Annotated in this window: 13 protein-coding genes and 2 tRNA genes; 3 read left to right on the top strand and 12 right to left on the bottom strand. The window is 67.5% G+C overall.

Annotated elements, in window-relative coordinates:
• Positions 1 to 104: 104 nt before the first annotated feature.
• The 3 genes from H074_RS08365 to H074_RS41255 all read right to left on the bottom strand — a co-directional run bounded on the left by H074_RS08365 (position 105) and on the right by H074_RS41255 (position 3,718).
• Positions 105 to 554: a hypothetical protein gene (locus H074_RS08365; RefSeq protein WP_007029594.1), complete on the bottom strand. Its 450-nt coding sequence runs from the start codon at positions 552 to 554 to the stop codon at positions 105 to 107.
• A gap of 271 nt (positions 555 to 825) precedes the next feature.
• Positions 826 to 3,147 (bottom strand): hypothetical protein, encoded by a 2,322-nt coding sequence (locus H074_RS08360; RefSeq protein WP_083920391.1) that lies wholly within the window; start codon positions 3,145 to 3,147, stop codon positions 826 to 828.
• Positions 3,148 to 3,490: 343 nt separating this feature from the next.
• Positions 3,491 to 3,718: a hypothetical protein gene (locus H074_RS41255; protein WP_007029592.1), complete on the bottom strand. Its 228-nt coding sequence runs from the start codon at positions 3,716 to 3,718 to the stop codon at positions 3,491 to 3,493.
• A 100-nt stretch (positions 3,719 to 3,818) separates the two neighbouring features.
• Here H074_RS41255 and H074_RS08350 point away from each other — a divergent pair, with 100 nt between their 5' ends.
• Positions 3,819 to 4,712 (top strand): IS5 family transposase, encoded by an 894-nt coding sequence (locus tag H074_RS08350; protein ID WP_338022394.1) that lies wholly within the window; start codon positions 3,819 to 3,821, stop codon positions 4,710 to 4,712.
• Positions 4,713 to 4,803: 91 nt separating this feature from the next.
• On the opposite strand, the gene H074_RS08345 is transcribed toward H074_RS08350, so the two are convergent.
• The gene (locus H074_RS08345; protein ID WP_039921826.1) at positions 4,804 to 5,346 is read right to left on the bottom strand and encodes a DUF4232 domain-containing protein; all 543 of its coding nucleotides are present in this window, start codon (positions 5,344 to 5,346) and stop codon (positions 4,804 to 4,806) included.
• Positions 5,347 to 5,621: 275 nt separating this feature from the next.
• Here H074_RS08345 and H074_RS08340 point away from each other — a divergent pair, with 275 nt between their 5' ends.
• Entirely contained in the window at positions 5,622 to 6,626 is a 1,005-nt protein-coding gene (locus H074_RS08340) for a phage baseplate protein (protein WP_007029589.1), read from the top strand.
• 110 nt (positions 6,627 to 6,736) lie between these two features.
• Here the strand turns inward: H074_RS08340 and H074_RS08335 are convergent, their stop codons facing one another.
• The 8 genes from H074_RS08335 to H074_RS08300 all read right to left on the bottom strand — a co-directional run bounded on the left by H074_RS08335 (position 6,737) and on the right by H074_RS08300 (position 16,685).
• Entirely contained in the window at positions 6,737 to 7,024 is a 288-nt protein-coding gene (locus tag H074_RS08335) for a hypothetical protein (RefSeq protein ID WP_007029588.1), read from the bottom strand.
• A gap of 747 nt (positions 7,025 to 7,771) precedes the next feature.
• Complete coding sequence (locus H074_RS08330; protein WP_235096701.1) at positions 7,772 to 8,086, bottom strand: acetyl-CoA hydrolase/transferase C-terminal domain-containing protein; 315 nt, start codon at positions 8,084 to 8,086, stop codon at positions 7,772 to 7,774.
• Between the two features lies 1 nt (position 8,087).
• Entirely contained in the window at positions 8,088 to 10,277 is a 2,190-nt protein-coding gene (locus H074_RS08325; RefSeq protein WP_007029586.1) for a hypothetical protein, read from the bottom strand.
• A 22-nt stretch (positions 10,278 to 10,299) separates the two neighbouring features.
• Positions 10,300 to 10,371, bottom strand: a tRNA-Ser gene (locus H074_RS08320).
• A 4-nt stretch (positions 10,372 to 10,375) separates the two neighbouring features.
• Positions 10,376 to 10,447: transfer RNA gene (locus H074_RS08315), tRNA-Arg, on the bottom strand.
• Between the two features lie 108 nt (positions 10,448 to 10,555).
• Complete coding sequence (locus H074_RS08310) at positions 10,556 to 11,134, bottom strand: SMI1/KNR4 family protein (protein ID WP_007029585.1); 579 nt, start codon at positions 11,132 to 11,134, stop codon at positions 10,556 to 10,558.
• Between the two features lie 18 nt (positions 11,135 to 11,152).
• On the bottom strand, positions 11,153 to 15,454 hold the full coding sequence (locus H074_RS08305) for a DNA/RNA non-specific endonuclease (RefSeq protein WP_007029584.1): 4,302 nt from the start codon (positions 15,452 to 15,454) through the stop codon (positions 11,153 to 11,155).
• A 304-nt stretch (positions 15,455 to 15,758) separates the two neighbouring features.
• On the bottom strand, positions 15,759 to 16,685 hold the full coding sequence (locus H074_RS08300) for a hypothetical protein (protein WP_007029583.1): 927 nt from the start codon (positions 16,683 to 16,685) through the stop codon (positions 15,759 to 15,761).
• 390 nt (positions 16,686 to 17,075) lie between these two features.
• Between H074_RS08300 and H074_RS08295 the strand changes: the two genes are divergently transcribed.
• Positions 17,076 to 20,081 carry an RICIN domain-containing protein gene (locus H074_RS08295; RefSeq protein WP_152521369.1) on the top strand — a complete coding sequence of 1,002 codons (3,006 nt, stop codon included), beginning with the start codon at positions 17,076 to 17,078 and terminating at the stop codon, positions 20,079 to 20,081.
• Positions 20,082 to 20,397 lie beyond the last annotated feature (316 nt).

Raw genomic sequence — 20,397 nt, 5'->3', positions numbered from 1 at the left:
AGGCATCCACGGCCACAGTCCCGCTGGTGTTGCGCGCACTGCAGCGAGGATCTGCCGACGGAACTTGTCCGCCATGGTCCGGCCCGCCGCGGCGAACGCGGCCTTCACGGTATCGCGGTTGTCGGCTCCTCGATCGTGGTGGCGATCTCGGCGAGGAAGGGCAGCAGATCCAGCCACTGCGGAAGATCGCCGTAGCGAGCCAGCCCGCCCACGGCAACCGCCGGCCGTGCGCGTGACACCAGGCGTTGACCGCGGCGAAAACATCGACCGCCGGGAACCCCAAGACCGCTGGTCCCTGCACGACGGGTCGTGGGCAGCGCGGGCGCGGGCAGATCCGGGAACCTCGCCGCCAGGTCCGTGATCAGCGCGGCTTTCGTGCGATACGACACCCCCAGTGTTTCCGCTCGCCCCGAGATCCATTGCACGGTCACAAATCCGCTGTGCCAGCTGAACCCGGTGGACTCCGGGACCGGGGTCACCAGCGGCGGCACGACCGCTGGCGGACCGGTCTTCGCGTCATGCTGCCCAAGCAGCAAGTCCAGCTCGCCGAGCACTCGGTCTCGGATCGAAACCAGGTGAGCCGGGAGCCCGGCGTCGCCTGAAAGACTCACTCGACCAGCACGTCAGCGCGGCCGCGGGGACCGAGAGCAGCCCACTCGCCGAGTCCCACGACGTCACGCATGAACAGTCACCCAAATCAGCGCAGAGCTACTCCGCGACCGAACCGCTCCTAGATCGATCTATTGTGGAGTGACAGCAAGCGTGCCGCCTTCCGAGGACAGGCGGTGCCGAGTCGCATCCCGATCGCATCGCATAACCCTCCGATCATTTCCTGGCGCGGCTCCGCTGTTTCTTCTTCCTCTTCGCTGGAGATGGCAGTCTGTGTTGCACCGCCTCTGGCGGCTCGAGCTGGCTCAGCCGAGCTTTGAGGGCGTCTGGCAGAGGATCGCGCTGTCCGCTGTAGCGACTCCCCCAGAACTCCCGGGTCGATTCGTCGTAGAGGAATACCGCGCCTCGCGTTAGTGACAGCTGGTGCATCTTCACTCGGAGGTAGTCTGTCGAGTCCTTCTCGAAGGACGCCGGGTCTTGGCCTGGTGGGCGCGTCACCCAGACGAGCAGCCAGCCTTCCGCTGGATCGGGGCTGCTGATGAGAGGCATGGTGAGGCTTCTGCCCCGGCCATCGGCCCGGGGATTGTCCAAAAGCTTTTTCGCGACCCCGGCCATTCTTGCCTGTGCGGCGGTGGCGCCTGCGAGCAGGGTCGCGCCGATAGAGAGCCATCCGTAGTCGCCTCGTTCGCGAAGGCTGTCGACAAACGGTATGAGAGGCGTCCCAGTCATTGTGGGTTTCGGTATTACCTCTGGTCCGTTGCCATTTTTGGCGTAGTACCAATGGTCAAGCTGATCTGTTCGGCTAGCGATGATCGCGCGGGTCTGCTTGCGGTGGCGTCGTCGTTGACCAGGAGTTGGTTCGGGCAGGTATGGGTAGGTGATCCGGATCTGGTCGGGGTCAGGTTCGACCCAGAGGCCGGACTCGAAGAAGTAGAGGAATAGGTCGAGTTCGTCTGGGGCCGAGTACAGCACAGTGGCGTCGGGGTTGCGCCGCCGACGCAGGTAGAGCAGGAACTCGGCAGGCCGGTCGACGAGCTCGGTGATGAGCTCGAGGTCGTGAAGTGACACTGTCCAGCAGATGTTGGAGCGCTCGAGCAGGCCTGCTTTGACGAGCTCTGCGGTCGCTGTCGCGACGCCAGAAAGGTCGTCGAGGCTCACCGCGATCGTGTGGATCTCGCGGATGTGCCGCAGGTCGACCCATCCTTCGCCGTCGATCCGTACGCCGTGGTCACGTTCGATGGCGTCGCGGAGACGCCCTGCTTGCACTGCCGCCTTGGTGATGATGTTGGTGAGGTCGGTCCGGATGCGGTTTACCTTGCCGCCGCGTGAGAGCGCGCTCAGCGCAACGGCTTTGTCTTCGACGATGACTGCCACGTCGTCGAGGATGATCAGATGGTCGCCCTCGACCCGCTTGGTGTACCGGGTGGGGTCGCCGGTGGCCAGTTCCTTGGGAGAATCTGGTACGTAGTACTCGAAGCCATCGCGGAAGTGCGCTCCAAGAAGAACCTTTTCCAGAGCTGCTCGCGTTCGTGTCTCGAGCAAATGCCCGCGGTGGTCGGCGTAGGCATCCCAGGCGGTGGTCGACTTGAGATGTTGTTCGAGGTTGTGCTTGATCGCACCGCCTGTGAGGGCGTGGTGAGGCAGCATCACCCTGCCGCAGTCGCTGACCAGCAGGGGGTGGGTGCGTAGAGGATTCTTCCCCGCCATGAAGTCATCCACGATCTGCGCCGGTGTGGTGGCACCTACGTTGAGGCGGAACTGGTCCACGATGGCGAGGACGCGGTCTTCCGGCAGTCCCGTGCTGGCTACGAGTTGGTCGATACCGACTGTCGCAGCCTCTACCTCGGGTTCCCACGCGGCGTTGAACTTCGCCCGCGTAGCGTCTCTCACTATGGGGTCGAGCGTGCCACCGATCACCGACGCGCCTGCTTCGTTCATCGCTTGCACCATCTCCTGCATGCGCGAATTCATGTTGTCCTGCTGGAGATCGTGACACGCCTCGAGCACGGCGAGGGCTTCTCCGCCGGAGAACCCCAAGCTGGTGATCAGTTCCTGCCTGACGTCTGGGCACCCGTCGAGCAGGTCGCGCACCGTGGCTTCAGCACGATCGGGGTAGGAGGTGTTGCGGAGCCAGACTTCCGAACCCCGGACCAGCATCGAGACCATCGCCAGCTTGTCTGATGGGTTCGTCGCCGCGATCGCTCGCACTTGGGACTGGTACAGGAGGTTGTTCAAGTCCTCTTTCGCTCCGGACACGAAGTGGCTCATCTTCTGATCACCTCCGGAATCACCCGAGATCCGGGCCGCCAAAGCGATCAGCGCCACGAGTTCGACGTGGGCGGCCGACACGTCGGCCGAGACGACAGGCTGTCCGCCACCGCCCCAGGGCAGGTACGCCAGACGCGCAACCTCGGTCAGCCGGATGGCGCCGAAGTCGCGCATACGGTCGATGAGGTCGTTAACGGCATCGTGAAAGTCTGCCTCGATCTTTCCGAGGGGATCCGCGGAGGCGGCGAGTGACAGGATCACTTGTTCCATCGACGACACTGAATCAAGGATGACTTCAGTGTGGACGTCCAACGCCGGTGCGGCAGCGGCCCGTGCTTGACGCTGTTTCCGCTTTCGCGCGGCTCGACGATGCGATTTCGCTGCCATTGCCGAAGTGAAGCACACAACGCCTGGCTGCTCCTCGTTGCACACACCGGTAACCTTCCACCGGGACTAGGTTGGGATGCGGCGATAATTCACTTACGCCGGCCCTGCCAGCTCACGCCAAGAGAATTTGACCGACAAAGCTAGAGGAGCGGCGCCATGTCCACCGTGACGGAACCGCGCGTCGGAGCCCGGGTTCTACTGCTCGACGACCACGACCGTGCCCTGCTCATCCACGCGTGCGATCCCGGCGATCCCGCCCACAGCTGGTGGGAACTCCCCGGCGCGGCGCCGAGGCCGACGAAACGCTCCATGCCAACCCGTCCATCCGATACGCGGCGGAGAGCACATCAGATGCGCGCAGATCGATCTCCAGTGCCTCACGCATGTACTGCTCGCTGGCGTCGACGTCACCGCCGAAGCAGACCTCGGCCATCCCCAGTCCGAACAGGGCCATGGACCGGTGCCAGCAGTCTCCCGCCGCCTGGCACAACTGCCTGATCGCACTGAGACCCTGTCTTTGATGCCGGTTGCGGGTATGGGTCGGGCCTCTGCTAGTGATCTTGACACCACATCTCGATCACGACCCAGCAGAGGCCCGGTCTCCTTTGTACCCTGTTGTCGATCGGCCCACGTCAGTGGGCTGCCGTGCTCGTCGTTACCCGTCGGACACCACTGATGCCGAGTGGGTGTTGCTGGAGCCGTTGCTGCCCAAGCCCGCGTGTGAGACCGCCGCTGGTGGTCGTCCGGAGAAACACCCTCGTCGCGCGATCGTGGACGCGCTGCGCTATGTGGCCGACAACGGCAGCAAATGGCGGGCCCTACCCTCGGATTTCCCGCCCTGGAAAACCGTGCACGGGTTCTTCACCCGCTGGTCCAAGGCCGGGGTGTTCGAGAAGATCCGCGACCGGCTCCGCGACCGGATCCGGGTGAAGGCGGGCAGGAGTCCCCAGCCGAGCGCGGCGGTGATCGATTCCCAGTCGGTCAAGGCCGCCGAAACCGTCGGCAAACCCAGCCGCGGCTACGACGGAGGCAAGAAGATCGACGGCCGCAAACGCCACATCGCCACCGACACCCAAGGACTGTTGCTGGTCGTGCTGGTCACCGCCGCCAACCTGCAAGACCGCTCCGCCGCCCGCCTGCTGCTGGCAGCGCTGCACGCCGCGCACCGCAACATCAGCTGGGTCTGGGCCGACGGCGGCTACACCAGCGCCGCACTCATCGACTGGGCCAAAACCACCCTGCACATGACCCTCGACATCGCGAAAAAGATCGCCGGGCAAACCCGATTCATCATCCTGCCCCGCCGCTGGGTCGTCGAACGCACCTTCTCCTGGATCACCCAAGCCCGCCGCAACGTCCGCGACTACGAACGCCTCCCGCAGCACTCCGCCGCATTCATCAACATCTCCATGATCACTATCATGACCAGACGCCTGACCCGCCACTAAGCGCGCCAGGACCACCCAGACAGGTTCAAAGACACGCTCTTAGAACGAGCCAAAACACTCACGACCCCTCGCGGGGGGCACGTGTGCGAGGTCAGACGGTGGGCGCGGGTCCGGCCGTCATCGCCCCGGTGCGGATGGTGTGACTCTCAGGGGCCGCGTTCACCGCACCGAAGTTCCACGGCAGGGTGATCCGCCGGTCACTGGTGTCGCCGCGCGGGCTGGTTTCCTGGGGTGCGGTGACCGTGATGGCCAACGGTGTCTCCTGCTCGGGCGAGCCGATCGCGGTCCAGTGCAGCGGGATGTAGGCCGAGGACCCGTCACTGACCTCGACCGACGGGGCATCCGGCGCGGCGTCGGAAGACAACACCACGTCGCGGGCGCCGACGAGGTCAAGGGGCAGCGAACCGGGCAGCGTGCAGGTCTCGCCCGACTTCGCGGTGAACTGGATGGCAGCGTCCCGTCCACCGGCGCCCGCCCCGCCGTACACGAGCCGGCTGGTGACCTGACCCGACGTGCAGTGGAAGTCAGTGGGCATCGCGCCCGCGGTACCGGTGGTCAGTACCGTGGCCCCGGCTGCCGCTCCGGCAGCGAGCAGGACCGCGGCGCTCCGGCGGATATTCGTGCGAGTGGTCATCATCTTCCCCTTCTGCCGTAGCCGGGGTGGGCGGTCCGATCCCCGGCGGCGATCGGTGGCGTCATGCCGCCCTCAATCGCTCTCGGTACCGAAAATGCCCATCTCACGATCTCGACATGCGCCGAGTGGGATTGATCAAGCGGAAGCAACCTCGGCTGAGCTGAAACGTCTCACGATGAACGGGCCGAAAAGGTTCGCGGCCGACTTGTACGAATCTTGTACGAGCTTGAAGAACCTTCGATCGGACCACGAAAATCCGACGAAGGAGAACGCTCATGTCCGAGCAGGTGCACCCGGATCTTGGGGGATCCACGTTCTCGCGGCGTTCACTGCTGCGCACCGGTGGTGGTCTCGCCGCCACGACGGCACTGCTCGGCGCCGGCGCGATCTTCGCCGGACCGGCTTCGGCCGCGATCACCGCGATGCCGGCGTCCAAGCGTTTCGACCTCACCGAGCCGTCCTACGACGAGTTCCGCAGCAAGATCCTGCACGAGTCGCACCACGTGATGCAGGGCTTCGCCTTCGACAACCAGAATGTGCGTATCTTCATCGTGAACGCCCGCAATGGCGGGACCGGGGACGACCTGTGTATCACCCAGGTCAACTTCTCCGGGGAGATCCAGGGGTCGATGCATCTCAACAACGCCGGGCACGGTGTGTCGATCGGCGTCGAACCGGTGGGCACCGACTCCTACATCTGGATGGAATGCGACTCGGACGGACCCACCGGCGACGGTCGCGGGACGGCGCTGGCCAGGTTCAAGTTCGTCAACGGGGGCACGCCGTCGGTGAAGAAGTTCCTCACCGGCAGCGACACGATCACCTGCGCTACCGATCCGATCAACAAGAGGATCGCGGTACGCCGCAAAGAAAACGGCAAGATGTTCATCAGCGTCCACCCGCTCGCGTCCGCCGCCGCCGGTGACTTCAGCGCACCGCTGGTGCACTTCGCGCAGCCCGCGCTGGCCGACAAGCCGGTGACGTTCCAGGGATACACCATCTACGGCCAGTATCTGTACACATTGGACGGTACGGGCCACGAGAACCCCGCCGATATCAACTCTTACGTCACGTGCATCGACATGAACACCGGCAAGGTGAAGAGCCGCGCGCTGACCAAGGCGGGAAAGTCGCTGGTATACCGCGAGCCGGAGGGCCTCGGGATCTACCGGAGCCTGGCCGGAGAAACCCGTTTGTACTTGGGATTCGGGTCGCGCAGCAGCATGGAGAATTCCAACCGCTACGCGAACCTGTTCTACAAGAACGTCCTCATCGACTGAGGCCGGCGATCGCCCGGGCGAGCGCTGCGATCGCCGATGTGACGGCACCGGGAGCCTGGCCACGAAAACACGGCGGATCACGGGTGGCGCTCCGTCGGCCCGCAGAGACATCACGCCGAGTGGGAGAACTGGCGACAAGCGTTCCGGAATCGCGCGCCGGCGACCAGATGCAGTTTCGTCAGCCGGTCCCGTGCACTGTGGACGACGCGTACTCGCCCCGGCGGACCTGGCCAGACACCAAGCATCGGCTTCGCGCTCGGCGAGGGGCCGGCGATCCAGGGCGCGTCGACCAGTTCGTCGACGTGCACGGAGGCACGGCCGGCGAACGTGCCGACTACCGGCACCGCCACGCGCAGTTCGGTGTCCTCGGCGATCGTGATGTGCGGACGCGGCGGCACTTTCCACGGCGCTGGCCGAAGCCGCTGCGGGCAGCCCGCTCATGGACGTCGTAGCCGCCTACGAACGAGACATGATCGCCGAGGGTTTCGACGCGGTGAAACCATCACCGGCGAACGGAGTCCGGATCCTCGGAGAGGACCCGCTCCCCTGTTGAGCGGACCGATCCGCCTCGTCTTGTCACCCGTATCGGTGATTCTCGCCGATTCACCATTCGTGGCAGGTGGATCACCGTTTCGTGTTACGCCCCCGCCCACTTGCCGTAGTGGAATCCTGGCGTCCACATCGGCTCACCTCAGGCCTGCTACCCACAGTGTCAGCGCTCGCGAACCACACCCCTCGCGCAAAACACGAAAGACTTACATGTTTATCGTGGGAAGATTCATGACCGACCACGGGCCCGGGAAATCGTTTTTTGACAGGCTGCCAACCCGGTGAAAATCTTCGATCGCTCCTCGCGAGAGCACAACCGAACACGAAATCCGAACAAGGAGCCCCTCAATGCAGATGTTCACCCAGCACGTGCACCACGGCCACGACCTGATCACGGGTCTGCTCGCGCACCTGGCTCACGTGCTCGGCTGGCTGGTCTGACGCTCTAGGCACAGGGTTTGACGGGGCCGGTCTGTTGGCGCGGGTCGGCCCTCCGTGTTTGCGACCCGGTGAGGGGACACGACCGTGTTCTCTCACCGGGTTCCGGTAGGTCCATTCACCCTACGAAAGCGTGAACCCCAGCTCCCTGCCCCGCGTCACGGGTTCTTCCCGGGCAGCCGGATGCGCGACGTGGTCGACGATCTGTCGCGCCTGCTCGTTCGAGTCGTTGCCCCAGATGGTCGCGCGCCGTGTTCACTGACCAGGAAACTGTGCTGGAACGACGTCACCGAGCCGGACAGCCGGGGCACGACCGTCGAAACATCGGCCTTCGGATGCCAGGACGGCAGCGTGATGATCGCCCGGCCACCGGGTGATTGCAACGCCCCGACGACGAAGTCGGTCTGCCAGCCGAATCCCGAGTAGATCGTCCCTCGCACACGGCTCGCGTCGGCCTGGGCGAAGAGGTCCACCTCAAGGGCACCGTTCGCCGCCACCCCAGCTGAGCCACCGGCGTCCATTGTGGACCGTTCCGTCGGCGTCGAACCGGTACCCCGCGACGACGGCGGCGAGCCCGTCCACCGCCGGTCCGAGATCGGTGCCCGCCGGCCGCGGGCGCAGTTCATCGACGATCGTCCTCTGCTTCTCGGTGTCGCAGAAACTGAGGAAGAAGATCCCTTGCCGCCACGCGTAAGCCGCGTTCTTGACCGCCGTCAGCGCGGCGTGCCGGTCGCTGGTCGGCACGGCGGTGCGGCGCAGCGCCCAGCCGAGCGACCGCGTCGCGAGGCCGGGTGCGAGAACCGTCAGCCGGTCCCACAGCCCGAGCCCGTCGGCCAGTACGGCCAGGTTGTGCGTGGTGACGATCTGGCTCTGCTCCAGGACGGTGCCGTTCACTGCCACGCCGGGCATGCGGCCGCGACGCGCCTCCGCCGCTCTGGCCTTGCACACCTTCGCGAATTCGTCCGCGGTCTTCCGGCCCCATCGGGTCGTGGTTTCTTCCGGCCACGTCTCCGGCAGGTCGTAGTACCGCGCGTACAGCGAGCCCGCCATGACCCGGCTCGCGATCACCGCGGCGTCGCGGAACTTCGTGGTGAAGGTGCCCATGAAGATGTCCGCCGCGACTTCCTCGACCAGCGGCATCCGCAGGCCGGCCTGCTTGGCGAGCGACGCGAACTCGCTCACCAGCGGGTTCGGCAGGATCGCGTGCGGGAAGGCGGTCAGCGCGAGCGTCGTGGTCTGGGCGAGGGTCTGCCGCGCGGCCTCGGCGGCGTCACGCCGGTGCGCGCGCAGCGGCTCCAGCGCGGCCACCCACGGCAACTCGCTGAAACCGACCTGGGTCGCCAGATCGAGCAGCAGCAGGCTGCGACGGCGCCGGAACGCCGCGTACGTCCGGGCGTACAACGCGGACAGCGCCGGGTCTTCGATGTTCGCCGCGAGCAGCGACGCGGTGATCTGCGGCAGCACGGTGGCGAGCACCTCGCCGGAGGTGATCACGTCCCGCGCGACCAACTCCTCGACCGGGGCCTCCCACGCCCGGCTCACCTTCGCGACCACACCGTCCGGCACGCTCCAGCCGTCGACGTCCTCCGTGATCGGTTCGATGGACGGGACACCACCGTCATCCGAGTAGGCGTCGAGACGGACGGCGACCGCTTCCGCGAGTTCGGCCCGGGTCGGCCGCTCCACCACGGAAAGCTCCGCCTCCCGCAACGCCGTCCGCCGCTCGGAACCGGGGACGCCGTGCTTGCCGATGGTGTTGGCGAGCGCACGGCGTACCCATCCGACGTCCCGGGCGGTCAGCGAACGGCTGTCCGTCTCGCACGCGGCCAGCGCGGTCCGCAGCCGGGTGAAGTTGGCGCGAGGATGCGCTGTCACGCCTTCGGTTTCGGCGAGCAACGCCGTCCGGCGCGCACTCCAGTCCGCGGGCCAGACACGGCACGGCCAGCCGCCCGTGACGACGCCGTCGTCGTGCAGTGCGGGCAGCTCGCCTTCCACAGTTTCGCACCAGAGCGCGACGAGCCGGTCGTACAGCGGACGCTCCCGCAGCCTGGTGCGCATCGTGTCGATCGCGGACGGCGTCGTGATCGCGCGCAAGGAGGTCTTGACCTGTTTGACGGACTGGAGCCTGACGACGGAACCGGCGGGGGCCGACGGCTCCCCGAAGACCGGCGTCATCCGCAGCCGGTGCATGAGCGGGCGCACCACGACGACGAGGTCGAGCGCCGCGGCGTGGTGGTCGTGCGCGAGCAGCCACGCGACCGTCATCAGCGCGGCGTGCTCCGGGACCTCGACGCGGTACGACCCGGCCGCGAGCGCGCCGAGCAGCACGGCCTGGCCCTCGTCGGTCAGGTAGTGCAGGTTCAGCCGTTCCCGGTCGGTCGTGCCCGGCGCGCCGTCGGGCAACGCGCGGACGAGTTCGATCTCGTCTTCGCGCAAGGGTTCTTCGGCGAGGTAGCGGCCGCTGGCGAACCCGCCGTGCAGCACCTCGAGTGTCACCCAGGCCGGGGTGTCGGCGACCGGCGTGCGGGAGCCGACGGTCAGTGTGCCGTCGGCCATCCCGTCGAGCACGGCCCGCCAGCCCGCCGCCCGCGCCGAATCGGCGCCGGCGTGCCGCAGCGCGCGACGCAACTGGCCGTACGCGTAGCCGAACTGCCCCTCGTTCACCGGTCTCCCCCCGTCCATCGAGACCTGGAGGCGAGACTCGAACTCGCGCCTTCCCGGTCTCGAGCCGGGCGTTCTACCGCTGAACTACTCCAGGATGAACATGGAGGCGGGACTCGAACCCGCGCCCTCCCGGTCCGAAGCCGGGCGATCTGCCGCTGATCCACTCCATGATCGCCGCCGATGCTAGCCAGCCCGCCGACGCCCGTCACCCCGATAACCGCGGCCGGATCCTGGCGGTGCCTCGCGATCAAACGAACGGGACACCGCCAGGACTGGTCTCAGCCCGGGTAGGAGATGTGCCGGTCCCCCCAATAACCGCTGAAGTTCACCGGTTTACCGGCCATGTCCCAGCCGAGGAGGTTGTCCTCGCCGGTACTCACCAGCAGATCCCGGATGACCTTCGTCATCGGCCCGGGATGCGCCTCGTGCCACGCGTCGCGGTTGTTGTAGGCGACTCCCCACTCGTCCGGATTCGCCGAGGTGGGGATCCACCAGAACGTTCCCCCCGCGCCGTTGCTCCCCCAGGGATAGAGCCCGCCGGGTTCCGGGAAGAGCCGATACGGGACGCCTCGCAGGTAGCCGAGATCTTCGTCGCCGAAAAGCTCCAGCAGTTCGGAGTTCTCCCCCTTGACGCTCGCGCACGCCTCGGCGCTCTCACCAGGGTTCGAGGCGATGATGACGCCCCGAAAGCCGCCGGAGGGGAACCGGGTGAGCAATTCCTTGTAGTCCCCGGGAAGCGGTGTTCCCAGCTCGCGTTCCACGGTGGCCCAGTCCAGCTCCGGCCGGAAGTCCCCGGCCCGCCACCCGACGAGCTCGCAGATCTCGTCCACGTACGACCGTTGTGCCGCGTCTGTCATTTCTTCTCCTGGTCGCCGTCAAGCCGTCCGGAACGCGGGGCAGGTTTCCTTCACGACGTTACCGGTCGGGACGTTCTCGATCTTGGCGAAGCACGTCGCGCCGTTCGACGAGATCGCCTCGATGAAGATCCACCGCGGCATCGCGGCCGTGGCACTCGGGTACTGCACGTGGACCTCGTAGATGACCGAGACATCCCGGTTCGGGTGGCGGTCCAGCATGTCCCCCACCGCGTTCTCCACCCGTTTGACGTCGGAGAGGTTGACCGTGCGCCACTGGCTGACGATGTTGTCCACCAGCATGGAACCGTGCAGCCTGGCCGGTACCAGATGTCCCTTGTGCACCGAGATGTTGTTCAGCTTCGCGGGATCCTCGGGATGCCCCACCGGTGCCGCCGGTTCTCCCGATCGTGTGGTGGTCTGGTTCGCGCACACGATGCCGCCGGTGGCCCGCTTGGCGGATTTACCGAGCCAGGTGAAGTCCTCCATGGGGTAGTTGAACGAGACGTTCGCCGGGATCACGCTCTTGAAGCAGCCGTCGACCTCCCTCTGCCGCGCGACGGTGTTGAGCCGTTGCCCCGGTTGCGGATTGACCGCGGGCTGCTTCTTGTGTTCGTCCTCGGTCTTCTTGCGCAGTGCCTCCCTGTCGACGACCTCGCAGGCGGGCGGGGCGGCGGCCGACGCCGCGGCGAGCGGCTTCTTGCAACCCTTGAGCTGCCTGATCAGGTCGCGCAGGTTGTCGGCGATGCGACGGCCGAGCATCTTCACGTCCTTGAAGGTGCGGATGCCCTTCACGATCCGCACGGTGGCGCTGACCGCGTCCGGGATCTTCTTCAGCACCGAAGCGATCTTGAGGATCGGCAACGCGTTGATGACGGTCATCACGCAGGAGATGAAGTCGCCCTCCATGAAGCAGCGCTTCGCGTCGGTGTAGCCGATCAGATCGAGGATTACCTGGCCGCCCTCCTCGACGATCAGCCCCATCAGGTCCTTGTTCGCGTCGGCACGGGCCCGGTTGTAATCGTCGACACCCGCTTGCCCCTTCTCCGCGCGCAGCAGTTCCTCTTCCTCGGGCGTCAGCGCGGGGACCTCGCTGTCGTCGATGATGGCCTGCTCGGCTTCCGCGCGTTCCCGTGCTTCTTCCTCCTGACGCAGCTGCTCCTGGAGCTGGGCCAGCTGGTCCTGGATCGCCTTGGCGTCCGCCTCGGCGTTCTTCGCTCTGTCCTCCACGTTCTTCGCGTACTTCTCGGCGTTGGTGGCCGCGGAATCGGCGTCACGGGCGTGGTCCGCGGCCCGGTTCGCTGACTCACGGGCAGCGTCCGCGTCCCGCTGGGCCTGCGCCGCCGCCTGCTGAGCGGCGGTCGCGTCCTGCTGGGCCCGGTTGGCCGCGGCGACGGCTTCGTTCGCCGCGCGGGTGGCGTCGTCGGCCGCCTTCCTCGCCGCGGCGGCGTCCGCCTCGGCCCGGTCGGCCGCCCGCCCGGCCAGGGCGGCGTCGGCCGCTGCCTGGTCGGCTGCCGCGCGCGCCGCCTTCGCGTCGGCCTGTGCGTCGGCATCGACGACGTCGGCGTCGGCCGACGCCTTCCTCGCCGCGGCGGCGGACACCGCCGCGGCCGCCGAGGACTGCTGAGCCGCCGCGGCGGACCGTGCCGCGTCGGCCGCCGAGGCGGCTGCGGTGGCAGCGGCCTCGAACGCGGGCTTGACCTCGCGCCCGGCGTTCCTGGCCGCTTCGGCGGCACGGTCCGACTGAGCGCCCGCATCGGCCGCGGCGGCCTGGGCGGCGCGGACCTGAGTGTCGCCGACGTCCTTCGCCCGGTTGGCCACCATCAGCACGAAATCGGCGTCGAGGTCGTCTCCGGTGAAGGGGCTGACCAGGTTGATCGCCTGGTCGGCGGGAGCGGCGATCCCGGCACCGGACAGTCCGGCGGCGACCGCCGCGCGGGTGGCGATCCCGGCCTGGGTCGCGGCGGTCGCTGCCTCCGCCGCCGCGGCGTTGGCCTCTTCCTGCGTCCGGTGCGCGGCGTTGAGGGCGTGCTCCGATTCCACCGCCGTCTGCTGCGCCAGGTTCGCCGCGTTGCGGGCGTTCTCGGCTGCACGCGATTCCGCCGCCGTCGCCTCTTCGGCCGAAGCCCGAGCTTTCAGCGCTTCCGCGTGGACGGCGGCGGCCTCTCGCTCGGCACGCGACGCCGCTTCGTTGGCCCGGGCGGCCGCGGCCTCCGCCTCGTTCGCCGCGGCACGCGACTTCTCCGCCGCGACCTCGGCTTCCCGAGCCGCCGCACGCGCCTGCGATGCCGCCGCCATCGCCCGATCCGCGTGCGCCCGCGACCTGCCCGCGGCCGCCTGTGACTCCGTGGCCGCGGCACGCGACGCCACCGCCGCTTGACCGGCCTGGGTGGCGAAGCCGTCGGCAGCCTGCGCGGCGTCCCTCGCCGTGTTCGCTTCCGTCCGTGCCTGAGTCGCCGCGGCACGCACCTTCTGCTTGTCCTCTTGCAGGACCTCTGACGAGCTTTCGGCCCGCGCCGCCAGCTGTTCGAGTGCCTGTGCCTTCTTCGCCGTCGTCTCGGCGGACTGCCGCAGCCGCGCCGCCTCCTCCCGGGCCTGGTGGGCCTTGTCCTCCTCGATCGCGGCGTTGTGGTCGATGTCGGCCGCGATCTGCTCCTGACGCCGCGCCTCCTTGGCTGCGTCGGCGGCGATCTGCTCCTGCCCCTGGGCGGCGACGCGTTTGTCCGAAGCTATCCGTTGCTGTGCTTCGGCTTCCTGCCGTTTCAGCCGGGCGGTCTCCGCCTCCCGCTTCGCCTTGTCACGCTCGTTCGCCGCCTCCTGCTGCTTGGCCTCGGCCTCCTGCCTCTTGAGCGCGGCCTGATCGCGCCACTGCTCGGCTTCATGCCGCTTGGTTCCGGCCACGTCACGTTCGCGTTCGGCTTCCGTCCGCGCCTGCTTCACCTTCGCCGCGTGCGTCCTGGCGTTCTGCAGCGCGGTTTCCGCGTCTGTCCGCGCCTGCTGTGCCTGCGCCGCCGCCTGAGCGGCCGCCGCGGCCTGCTCACGGGCGGCGCCGGCCAAGCGTTCCGCCGCGTCGGCGTGGGATCGGGCATTGGCCTGCCAGCGCCGGGCGTTCTCTTCCCGGGCTTCGGCCTTCTCCGCGGCGTCGGTGGCCGCCGCGTCGGCGGCGATCGCGTCGATCGCGTGTGCCGCGGTTTCGGAGGCCTGTTTCGCGGCGTTCGCGGCGGCCGCCATGCCCTGGACCACCGTCGCCCACTGGGTGCCGTGCGGCATCTGGTTCTGCACCAGGATGTCCACCTGGGCGCTCGCCAGCGCGGCCGCGGCCTGGGCCTGCTGCGCGTCGGTCCGCGCGTCACGGACGAAGCGGGCGACGTCGTCCTTCGCCCGCTGGTACAGCTCGGGGTGATACGTGTGCCCGGCCTGATCGGCGGCCAGTGTCCGCGCCGCCTCACGTGACGCGTTCGCCGCCAGCGTCATGTCGTTGGCGGTCCGCTCCAGCGATCGGACGCCGTCGGCGTGCGCGGCGAGCAGGCTCTGCCGCGCCCGCATGACCCGCGCGATCCGTTGCGCCAGCTCCGAGTTCGCTTCGGCTTCCTTGCGCTGACGTTCCAGTTCGGCGAGCTGACGCTCGCGGGCGTCCGCGTCGCGCTTGGCCGCGGCCAGGTACCCGGTCTTGAGGTATTCCTCGATCGCGGCGTCACCCTGGGCCAGCGCCACCTTCGCGGCGGCGGAGACCTCCGGCGTCCCCCGGTCCGCGGCGACCTGGACATGCGCGCGCCGCCGGTCCCGGAGTTCCTTCTCGTACGCGCCGGACCGGCGGTCCTGCTCAGCGGCGATGTCCCTTCCGAAGGCCAGGAAGTTCACGCGGTCGTAGGCGTTGCCTCGCAGAGCGCGGTCGACGGCGGCGTTGAAGGCGGGGCCACCCGTGCCCGCGAGCGACTCGATCACCGCGCGGTTGCGGTTGTCCGCTTCTTCCTTGCGCCGTTTCGCCTGCGCCTTGGCTTCCTGGTGCCCGCGCTCGAAGAACGTCGTGATGGCCGTGTCGTCACCGGCTTCGGCCTTCTTCAAGGCCTCCCGCGCCGCCACGCGGACTTCCTCGTCCTCGTCCAGCGCCGCGATGTCGGCGAGCAGATCCAGCTGTAGCTGCCGCAGAAGCGCTTCCTCTTCCGGATCACTCGTCGCCGTCGCCGGAGCGGGCGGCACCGCCGTCGCCGGTGGTGGAGCGGGTGCCTGCCGCGCGGCCGCCATCACCGGGACGACGGGTGCGGCCGAGGCGATCTCCAATCCCGCACCCGAGATGACCAATGCCGTGGACACGGTCAGCACGACCGCGCCACGGCACCACCTGGAGGCCAGCGGCCCACGTCTGACGGGTCGCGTCTTCCTCTTCATGGCACACCACTCCCCAGTAGTCGGAACCCAGTAGTCGAAAGATCGTGGAAATCAGCGAAAGCGCGCACGAGAAGACCCCGGAAATAAATTCCGGGCAGCGGAGAGAACGGGACGAGCGCAGATTCGCACTACCTCGTCCCGTTCACCGTCGATTGCGGTTTTCGCGCACATCGAAGACGTTTTTCGAGAACCTCGGAAAATAAGTCTTCAGTGACAGATGATCAAAGTGAAGCTTGCTTCAGCCCGCCGGGGACATTTGGTCTCGATGTTCTTTCGCATGTTTTTCGACACTCGCCCAGTACTGGGTCTGCCCATCCGCGAAGGTTCCGTCGGTGGCCCAGTTGGCACGGTTCTTGTCCGCCTTCGCGGCGATCATCGCCCAGACCGGGTCGGCACTGGCGTTGGCCCGCTCGATCACCGTCCGCCAGTACCGTGCCTGCTCGGCACAGGCCAGCGCTTCGGCCTCCCAAACCGCACGGGCCTCGTCGGCCTTTTCCCTGGTGGTGGCCCATGCCCGGGCGGCGACCGCGCGAGCTTGCTCCGCCGCCGCGCCTTCGGCCGCGAGTGCTTCCCGCTCGGCTTCCTCCGCATCGGCGATCAACTGCGGGATCAGGGCGTAGAAGCGGACCCCGGCCTCCTGCGTGCGCATCCGGAAAATCTCGATGTCCGTCGCGGACGCGGCCATCCACTCGGAGGCAAAGAACGCCCGAAGGTGACTGTCCGTACCTCCGGCGCGCAAGGCGTACTGGGCGGCCAAGCGCACCTGCTCGCCCGGGTCGGACTCCGCCAGCAAGCGCACGAAAGCGCGATCTTCTTCCAGAATCTGCTGTTTGTGCTGCTCATCGGCCTCGCGAGCGGCGTCGTCGAGCGCCTTCGCCGCGGCGAACCCCGTCCGGAAGAACTGCTCCTGCTGCGCGGAGCCGCCCTTGTACGCCGCCGTGGCCTCGGCATGCACGTTCGGTGAATACTGCGCGCTGTAGTTGTTCATGACCCGGCGCGCGAACTCCTTGTTGCGCGCGTTGTACCCCTCGGCCCGCTTCCTGGCCTCGAGGAACCCCGTCCGGACGAACTCGCGCAGCGCCGGCTCACCCTCGTCCGACCGCAACGCCTGCCAGGCCGCCACCCTGACCAGGTCTTCCGCGTGATACAGGGCGTTCTGCCGCACGATCGGATAGTAAATCGAATTCTCGATACCCGGAACGCTCGAACTATTGGCCGTTCCCGTTACTCCATTCGCCGTAGCGACATTGGCACTGATCCCGATGACCGACACTATGAGGGCGCCAATCAGCACACGAAATCTCATCCCCAGAACCCCAGACCCCAGAATTGCGTGCCTGCGCACGCCGAGGACGACTATGGCACAGGGACACAACGCCCGTAAAGGGCGTGATCCACGTCACAGTCGCGGTCTTTTTTTCACCATGAACTGGTCTCCTATTCGAACTCGCGATGGAGACCGAATGCCGGTCTCGCGCGTTTCGTCCAAGGAGAGGATGTCTTGAACGGATACTGGGGTCCCTTCGGCGTGCCATCGGCACGGCGAAGAGGGGTTTTGAAAAGATTGATCGTCGCCACCGCGATCGTCGCGACGACGGCAGGTGTCGTGACGCCCGCCACGGCCGTCGCCGCGCCGCCATCGGCGCCGGCGGCCGCGGCGCAGTCCACGGATATCGACAAGGGCAATGCCGCCGCCGTACTGAAGATCGTGGCCGGACCCGATCTGCTGGTCCTCAGCGACCGCGGCTTCGTCGCCGCGATGTACTACGCGGCCGATGACATCGACAAGCAGCACCCGCTCGAACCGGAGCACCAGAAGCTCAAGGAGACGGCCATCGCCGCTCTCGCCGCCGACGGCGAAGCGGCGTCCACGCAGTGGATCAAGGTCGGGATCCACGACGCGCACCGGGAAGACGAAAAGATCGTCACCGATCGGCGACAGCAGCAGGAACAGGAACGTGCCGCCAAGGCGCTGGCCGCTTCGACCCTGAGCATCCCGGTCGACAACACCGTCCTGGCGAAGTCGATCTTCGACTTCATCGTCCACCTGGAACTCAATGCCGACGGCTACAAGGACATGGCGGTCAAGGAGGCCGCCCGCACGGCGCTGCGGGGTACCGCCGACGACCAATGGCGGTTCCTGACCGTCGTGGTCTTCGCCGAGCACAAGAAGGACGTGGATCGGGTCATCCAGGACGACGCCACGAAGGACGAAGCGGCCAAGGCCGCCGAACGGGCGAAGGCCGCCAAGGCGAACGCCGTGTCGCACACCCTGGGATCCGTGCCCACGGCGCGGCTGGAGTACCTGATCAACCTGAAGGACCGGGACTTCGTCGTCGAAATCTGGAAGGCCGTCCCCCGTGACACCGAGGTGCACGGCGCCGCCGAGGACGCCGTGGGCAGCCTCGATCCCGCCGACTGGACCTTCTTCATCAACCAGGGTGCCGAGGAAGCACACCTGCGGGACATCGTGAACGAGCTGAACAAGCGCGACCAGGAGTACATCCGCCAGATCACCGAACTGCGCACCCGCGCGGCGAACCAGCTGATCCGGCCCGCGCTGGTCGCGGCCGCGGACGCGGCCCTCGCCGCTAAGCGCAGCGACCGCGAGAAGTTCCTTCGCACCGGCCAGTACGAGAACCTGGTCCAGACCTTGCGCGTCGACGCGTACAGCGGTGTCGACGTCTACCTCACCGACCGCAACGGCGACGTCGTGCTCGAACAGTGGCAGCCGGGCAATCGTCCGGAAGCGCAGTGGAGGATCGAGCCGGGACTGAGCAATCCCGAGTGTTTCTCGTTCCAGTCGGTCAGCCGTCCCAACCACTACCTGCGCTGGCGTTCGGGCGCCTCCTCGGCGGCCAACGCGGCGTTCATTCCCCCGCAGTCCAAGCGCGTGACGGCCTACGTCGACCCGACCGACGGCTCGAACGCGTTCAAGGGCGACGCGACCTGGTGCGTGCGCGGTGACGCGTCCAGCGTCTCCATCCGCCCGTCGCGCAGTTCCGGCAAGTACCTTTTCGTCACCGGCGCGATCGATGACGACTACTACGCCGTCGCGCCGGAGTGGCACGCCGAGGCTCCGCAGGCACCACACCCGGTCGACCGGCGCTACGCCGCGGAGCAGCCGCTGCGCGACAAGCTCGGCAAGCCCATCGGCGACTTCGTCCCCGAGGGGACTTCCAACGGGGTCGGCCTCGGCCACCGGGTGTACGAGAAGGGCAGGCTCTACCTCACCGCCGGCGACGACGGGACCAACCAGCGCATCGCGGTGCAGGCGGTGTACAACGGCCCGGTCCTCGACAAGCTCCTCGCCCTCGGCGGGCCGGCCGGGGTCGGCGGCGCGATGACCGACCAGGTGCCGGCCAAGGACGGCAACGGCCAGGTCCTCCGGATCGTCAAACCCACGATGGGCGGGGAGAACCTCCACATCGTCTGGAGCGCGTCGACGGGCGCCCACATCGTCTTCGGCCTGATCGGCGAGATCTGGGCGAACTCGGGCGGGGAAACGGGTCCATACGGCTACCCGCTCACCGACGAGGGCACCGTCAGCGGCACGAACGTCCGCTACAGCCGTTTCGCCACCGGAACCGTCTACTACGTACCCGGTAGCGCGATCCGGCAGGTCAAGGGCGAGATCCACCGGAAGTTCGCCGCCATGGGTTTCGAGGCGGGAATGGGCTACCCCGTCGCGGACGCCGGCACCTACGGCCAGGACAACAGCCCGATGCAGCGCTTCACCGCGGGCTCCGTCTACATCACGCGGAACGGCACCGTCGCGATCAACGGTGACATCCACCGGAAGTTCGCCGAGTACGGCTACGAAACCGGCTCCCTCGGGTACCCGACGAGTGACATCCGGTCCGCTTCGGACGGTGTGGGGAAGGTCGCCGACTTCGCCGTCGGTTCCGGCTCGATCTACTGGCACCCCAGCACCGGCGCCCGGCTGGTCTACGGGAACATCAGCCTGAAGTACAAGGCGATGGGAGCCGAGCGGTCATACCTGGGCTACCCGAAGTCCGACGAGACCGGCTTGCCCATGGGCAAGCGCAGCGTGTTCCAGAACGGCCGGATCGACTGGAGCAGTGAGAACGGCGGAACCATCGCCTACCGCGTCGCCGCGGTCCCCCACAACACGGTCGACCTCAGGGGAGCGAAGTCGGGCCGCTGCATCCAGACGGCCGGCCTCATCGGCGAAGGCGCGCTGAACGACCTCGCCGGCATGGAACTGTGGGACTGTGTCGGCGGCGTCAAGCAGCTCTGGGACGTGACCCATCTCGGCAACAACGTCTACACGCTGAAGAACCGCCACTCGGGCAAGTGCCTGGACCTGCGTTATGGCGAGCTGCACAACGGTAACGCGATCGTCCAGTACCAGTGCCACAACGGGACGACGCAGCAGTGGGAGTTCACCACCACCGCGGACGGCTCGGTCGCCCTGCGCAGCGTGCATTCGGCGAAGATCGTCGAAGCCGCCGGTGCCCAGGATCCCAATGCCACCGCCGTCGTCCAGCAGGTGGACAGCGGGCAGGCGCACCAGCGATGGACCGTCTACCCCTACTGATCGATGACAACGCTTCGTGAGGAGCGAAGCGTGCACGACGACGGCCGCGACCCGATGCCGGGTCGCGGCCGTTTCGTCCGGGCCGTCGACGTCGTGGCCGGCGGCCTGGGGCCACGGCGTAGGTGGTCTCGTAACCCGTGCCGGGTCGACGCACCTCCGGCGGCGCGGGCCGGACCCCCAGAGAAACCGGCCCGCGCCCGACACCGCGGTGATCCCCCTGCGACCACCGCGAGTTCCTCGCGACCATGGTGCGACCGGGACCCGCTCCCGCACATGGGTATCGGGACCCCATATTCCGGTGAGGCCATGGGTATCG

It is taken from the genome of Amycolatopsis decaplanina DSM 44594, from assembly GCF_000342005.1.
Lineage (GTDB): Bacteria > Actinomycetota > Actinomycetes > Mycobacteriales > Pseudonocardiaceae > Amycolatopsis > Amycolatopsis decaplanina.
The sequence above is the reverse complement of the archived record's forward strand: the minus strand, read 5'-3'. Positions and strand labels throughout refer to the sequence as shown.